The sequence below is a fragment of the Nocardia arizonensis genome (assembly GCF_001310275.1).
In the GTDB taxonomy this organism is placed as follows: domain Bacteria; phylum Actinomycetota; class Actinomycetes; order Mycobacteriales; family Mycobacteriaceae; genus Nocardia; species Nocardia arizonensis.
On sequence record NZ_LGYZ01000063.1, the window covers coordinates 1 to 6,562 of the forward strand.

3 protein-coding genes are annotated in these 6,562 nt (G+C 63.3%); 2 read left to right on the forward strand and 1 reads right to left on the reverse strand.

What is annotated here, in order from left to right; translation table 11 throughout:
• Window positions 1-194 (reverse strand): DUF3800 domain-containing protein (locus tag APZ21_RS36175; protein WP_156371000.1); only part of this gene is annotated, 194 nt, incomplete at its 3' end.
• Window positions 195-793: 599 nt separating this feature from the next.
• On the opposite strand from APZ21_RS36175, the gene APZ21_RS11650 reads away from it, so the two are divergent.
• Window positions 794-1,327 (forward strand): P-loop NTPase family protein, encoded by a 534-nt coding sequence (locus APZ21_RS11650; protein WP_054813302.1) that lies wholly within the window; start codon window positions 794-796, stop codon window positions 1,325-1,327.
• A gap of 701 nt (window positions 1,328-2,028) precedes the next feature.
• A partial coding sequence (locus APZ21_RS11655; RefSeq protein ID WP_156371002.1) for a PA14 domain-containing protein occupies window positions 2,029-6,562 on the forward strand: 4,534 nt, incomplete at its 3' end.

Consider the following 6,562-nt stretch of genomic DNA (forward strand, 5'->3'; position numbering starts at 1 on the left):
TCTTTCCAGGACATGACCTTGTTAGCGGGCACCTTGAACTCGGTACGCAGTTGTTGCACCGCACGCCGAAGCTCCACAGCCCCAAGATCATCAACTAGGACAGCGGCCATCCCGAACACCGGACTTGCCGATGGTCCGCTCCCCCGATCACCCGTTTCGTCCACATACGCCCACACCCTCGAGCCTGCTGCCACCGAACCAATTTACTCGAAACACGCTGGCGCTCGTCAGATTTCATACGGCGTCCCTGCGTGCGCGGCTACTGCCGAATTTCGCCATACAGGATCAAGAGCGCCCGCGGCGGCGCTACGCGCGCCGCCGCGGGATTCCGATGCCGGTAAGTGGTCAGGATTGGCGTTCCGTTGATGCAGCCGACAAGTACCAACGTTGCCGGCGCGGAAAGGCAGGGTCAGAGGAGTGCACCATCGACCAACAACGCTCGCAAACGCACTGCACACAGTTCGAGCTCTACTTCGACGTGTAAGCCCGACCATCGCGTCTACCTCTGAATTCCGGCGTTCGGTACGCAGTGGGTACGCGGTAGCGGGTTCTGAGTCCACCCGTCGGATGATCACTTCGGCGATCACCCGGCGGGTGGACTCGTCTGTATCCGGCCATACCGGGCCGCCCACGGATTCCGGCCGCTCGGCTCAGAGTTACCCTTGGCGGGCGATTGTCGACCCGCTATCCGAGTTCTGTTGTGATCGTGTATGATTCGCGGTTTCCGCCGCCGGGTCGACCGAGCGGATTTCCGTATCGGTGTCGGCCTCGGGATACTTGGTCGGTGATCGAAATGCGCAGGATTTCGGTGGTGGGGACCTCGGGGTCGGGGAAGAGTTCGCTGGCGCGGCGGATTGCCGAACGGCTCGGGGTGGCGCATATCGAACTCGACGCCATCCACCATCGGGCGGGGTGGATGCCCATGCCCGCGGAGGAATTCCGGGAGGCGGTCGCGGCTCGGATCGAGTCGGACGAGTGGGTGGTCGACGGGAATTACCTGGGTAAGTTGGGGGATGTGGTGTGGGCGCGGGCCGATACCGTGGTGTGGTTCGATCTGCCTCGGGCAGTGGTGATGGCGCAGATCGTGCGCCGGACGGTAGGTCGGGCGGCCACGCGGCGCACCTTGTGGAACGGGAATCGGGAACGCTGGCGGAACGTGTTCTCCATAGATCCTGAACAGTCGGTGATCGCGTGGGCGTGGACGACGCACACGAAGAATCGGCAACGGTATCTCGCCGCGCAGGACGATCCCGCCTATCAGCATCTCACATTCGTCCGGGTACGGTCGCACCGGGAAGCGGACGCGTTCGTCGCCGGACTCGGATAGCGCGCGTCAGGCGACCCCGTCGAGGCGGGCGGAAATGGCGGTCTCGACTCGAAAGACATGCGGAACCCGTCCAGGAACACCGGCCAGGGCAGCAACGCTCGAGCACCGCCCTTTGGACGTCGATGGTGTCGGAGCCAAGCAGCGGTCGTGCACAGCATGTTACGTGCCGTAACCGAACCCACAAGCCGCGCACCCGCGACCATTTCCTGCGATTTCGCTGCCATCGACCGCAGCGCAGGAGTGCAAGGACATAGGGACCTCTTGGACAACTGGCGACTCGATAACACCGTTGCTACCGGGAGGTCCCCCCATCTTCCCTACAGGCAAGACAATTCAGCAATCCCGACGCAAGCCCCTACGCGCCAACGATCAGTCTGTTCACAGGCACTGAGTGATCGCCTTCTCCGAAGTAGGCGGATTGACCTTCTCGGCTTCTTAGGTGAAGATAGTTCCGGCGCCATTGCTGTGCGCCGACCCGGTTAGTCCGGGTTTCCAAGCGGTCTATCCGCCGCCACTATCCCGTTGATTGAAGCCCTCGACCGTGCTGCGGTTGAGGGCTATTGCCGTTGTACGGTCTGCCCACTCTGTGTCGCCGGAGCTGCACCGTAGTCGCGCTGATCAGCGGGCCATCAGTTGACCGTCAATCCGGGTCCGAGTATTCGGCCTGGATTCCTGTGCTCGAATACGGAGACAGCCAGAAGATGTTCGACAAGAGACTGTTTCATTGTAATGTTCCCGGCCGGAGTCGTGGTGAGTCCGAAGCCGGCAGCCCATCCTGCAGGGCCGGGCTATTGAAAGGCCCACCGTATCAGCGATGGCGCCCTGCGATATGGCCCGGGGATCGCGTCTGGTTACGGGTCGTAGCGTTCGTCGTCAGTGCCGTGGCCGTGATGTCGTTGATGCAGATCATCGCCTTCTCACCGAGAGCGGCTGGCACGGCGCCAAGAGATGTGCCGTTGCTGCTGTCACCAGTCACGTCTGAAACGCTGCGCGATGTCGAACCTTTCGCGTCGGTGTCGGGTTCCACTGTCGAGAACGCGACGAACGAGGTGGGTTCGGGCTTCGATGCCGCTACATCGGTCGAGACTGACCGTTCGGAGTTCATGGTGGAGTACAGCAACCGTGATGGAACGAATTCGATTGTGCTCTCACAGGTCCCGGTGAGCGTCTCCGATGGTGGTGGCGGCTGGGTGCCGGTGGATACACGTCTGATCGAGCAGCCGAATTCGCCGCGTGTCGCGGCAGCACAGACCGGCGTGGAGGTGTCGTTCGCCGATTCCGCGGCCGCACACGATCTGGTGCGTATCGACCAACAGGGCGCCACACTCGCCTTCGCGTTGGAGGGCGCCTCGGACTCGAGTCGGCAGGTGGTCGACTCGACAGCGACCTTCAGTGAGGCTTTGCCCGGAGTGGATCTGAAGTACGAGGTCACGGCCGACTCAGTCAAGGAATCGCTGGTCTTGGAGTCGACGGACGCTGTCGGGGACGGTGCGTGGACCTTCGCTGTGAGTGTCGATGGACTGGCTGCACGGATGAACGGAGCGGCAGTCGAATTCACCGATGTCTCCGGCGCTGTGATCGCCGCACTTCCGCCGATCGATGTGTCGGATGCTGCGGGTGGCAGAACCAGCGGATCGTATTCGCTGCAATCCACCTCGCAGAATTCACTGGATCTGACCGTCACGGTGGATCCGTCGTGGCTGAGCGCACCCGAGCGGCAGTTCCCCATCGTGGTCGACCCGACATACACCTTCGGATTCGGCCAGCAGGCGGAGACGATCGCCTATCAGCAGGGCGGCTCCACCTGCCCGCTGCTGTGCGGCATTCGCACCGGAAACGCGCGCACATTTCTCGGCACCAACACATTCTGGCGCTCGGCGATTCGGTACAACGTGCAGCCGCTGGCCGGCAAGACGATCACCGGAGCCCGCCTCGACCTGCAACTCGCCAGTGGCTCGACCACCGAGATGGAGACTACGTCCCAGGTGAACCTGTATCGAGCGGACACACCTCTCGGGTACAACGCGGTGGGCGCGCAGATCACCTCAGGGGATGTCGGCACAAGCGGCTCACTGTCCGCGCCCGCGCTGAGCACCTATATCGGCGAGGGTGTTGCGGCCACGGACAACAACATCTGGCTCATGCTCACCGGCTCCGAGACCAACACCTACTCTTACAAGCAACTTCAAGCGGCATTGGTCGTCGACTACAACGACGCCACCACGCCGCCGCCCGCAGGTCCGCCAGTCGATCTGGTCGCGCCGGTGAACAACTCAGTCATCTCCACCGTCACACCCACTCTCGAGGTGAGCGCCGGGCCGGCCGGCACCAAGTACTGCTTCAAGATCGCCGCAGGCTTCGACGGCCGTTCCGGCAGCGTAGTGGACTCGGGATGTCAGAGTGAGCGGCGGTGGACGGTTCCCAAGGACGTTCTGCAAGATACGACCTACACTTGGACGGTCGCGACGGTCGCGTCCGGCAATTCGACGCCCACGCCATCGAATTGGGTTGGACACTTCGTCGTCGACCGGCGGATCGGGAGCATCGGCCCGTCGCCGAGCGATCAATTCGGGCCTGTCACAGTCAATCTCTTCAATGGGAATTTGCGTCACGAGATGGCGGGTCCCGCATTCGACACTCTCGGTGGGCGAGCAGGTCTCACCTTCGCCTACAACTCCCGCCAAGGCGGTGAGGGTCACGGCGTGCGTGCCTCCTACTTCCCGGACGCAGACCACAACGGGATCGCTGACGCCGTCGCTGTGACCGTCCGCGATGAGAATCAGATCAACCTCGATTGGGGAAACATCTGGTCGAACGTGTCGGAGAACCTTCCGTGGAAGGAGGATCCGATGCCTGCCGCGCTGGACGATCATTGGTTCGTGGTGCGCTGGGAAGGATACTTCCGAGCGCCAGTGACCGGGGATTTCTCTTTCGCCGGAGCGCACACCGACGGCGCGAAGATCTGGATAGGTGACAATCTCGTCTACGACGATCCGAACGCGGCGACCCCGAGTACGGATTTCTCGACCGCCACGGCGAAGAAGTCCACGGACGTATCGTTGGTCGCGGGTGAACGGGTGCCGCTGAAAGTCGAGCTGTATCACCACTCGACGGCGCTACCGAAGATGGTGTTGTGGGCCAAGTCCACCACCGGAACCAGCCAACGCACCCACAACTGGAATCCGCGAGTCGTCGTCACCGACAACCTCTACGCACGTGACCCCGCACCATTGCCGAGCGGTTGGACCCTCGGCGTCGCAGGCGCGGAATACGTCGACGCCCGGATGCTCGATGGGTCGGTTGTCCTCACCGACAACGCCGGCGGCAAGCACGCGTGGACGAAAGCATCCGAAGGAGGCTACATTCCGCCCGCCGATGAGGACGGCATTCTCGCGGTGGACGCGCTCGGCCGCGTCTCGATCACCAAGGACGGAACCGTCTCGGAGTTCAATACGGACGGCTCGCTCGCCGCGGTCTCCAACGTCCTCGACAGCAAGAATCCGGCAGGACTGCAGTATCTCTACAGCGGCAGCCCTGCCCGATTGACCGAGATCCGGGATCCGGTCAGCGGCCGGTCGCACCTGCTGCACTACAACACCGATGACAGCGACAACTGTTACGGTGGCGTATCTTTCCCGCCTGGCACTCATTCGGCCCCCGCGCAGAAGCTGTGCCGGATCCGGTACTGGGACGGTACCGAAACCCGACTGTGGTACATAGTCGGTGCGCTCGCCCGGATCGAGAACCCCGGCGGCGAGATCTTCGACTACAGCTATGTGAACCTGCAGGCAGCGAAGATCAACTACGACCAAGCGGGTACCAACACCGAGATGCGGTTGCAGGCGCTCGACAGTGTCGGTCCGCTGAACGAGATACGTGAACCGGTCGCGGTGGACTGGCGAGCACGTTTGTCGTCCTACGACCTCAATGCCGAGCGTTGGTTGATCGAGTACGACAGTTTCGTCGACGACCCGGCTGTGGCGCAGCCCGCCCACGCGCGCCCCATCCAGATCATCGCTCCGAAACCGGACGGCAGCGACATGGGCTTCCGAGCCCAGCACAGCTACCGCTACGAGATCGTGAACCGCAAGGCGTATGTCGATGTCGCGGGAATCGACAAAATCGGGGTACGGACGGTGACCTGGGACGACGCCGGACGCGCGCTGTCGGACACCGACGGCGAAGGCAACACGGTCCATGTCGAATGGAATGCCAAGGACAAGCAAACCGCCGCGGTCGACGCCACCGGACACCGCATGACCTACCTCTACGACCACGCCGACAGAGTCACCGATATCCACGGACCCGCCCCGTCGAACTGTTTCACCGGTCAGCTACCGACATCGGCGTGCGCCGCGACCGTGCCGCACACCAGCAAGGCATACGACGAAGCCATCACCGGACTCGGGGCCGCCTTCTACGACAATCCCTTCGTTGCCGGCGTGCCGAGCATATGGGCTACCGGCGTGGGCACCGGCGACGGGAGTCTGACTCGCAGCTGGGGGGCAACCCCACCGGTGACCGACAGCAGCGGTGGCTGGTCTGCTCGCTTCACCGGCGAGATCCATCTCCCGCAGATCGGCCAGTACGAGCTCGGGTTCACCGTGGTCGACGGCGTGCGACTGTGGGTCGACGACGTGCTCCTCATCGACAGCTGGACGGACAAGACCGCTACCGCCGTGACGGGGAATATCACCAACACCGTCGCCGAGAGCCGCCACCGGATCAGGATCGACTACTACAACCGCAGCGGGAGCACCGGCGCGCTCGACTTCAGGTGGGCGGCACCGGGATCGGGAATATCGACGACCGTGCCCGGATCGATGCTGCACCCCCGCTACGGCCTTGACACGAGCCAGACCACCCTCGACACCTCCGGTGGAACGACCGAACGGGCGCCGTCGGCGACCACCCACTACGGATATTCGGACCTCGTCAACGGAATCGACCCCGTCTACGGGTTGATCACTACCAAGACCACCGACCCCGGCGGCCTCGACCTGACGGGGCGGACACTGTTCGAGCAACCCGGGAGCGGGTTCTTACGGCAGACCGCCGCAGCGTTGCCGGCAGGCGAGATCACCGATCCCGACCGCCGAAGCGTCTACATCAATTACGGAGGAAACGAGACACGAGCCAATCCCTGCGACGCCAACTCCGCGGCGGTGCCGCAAGCCGGGCGGGTCAAAGCCACTCGCAGCCTGACGAACTCGCAGGGTACGGCGAACACCATCG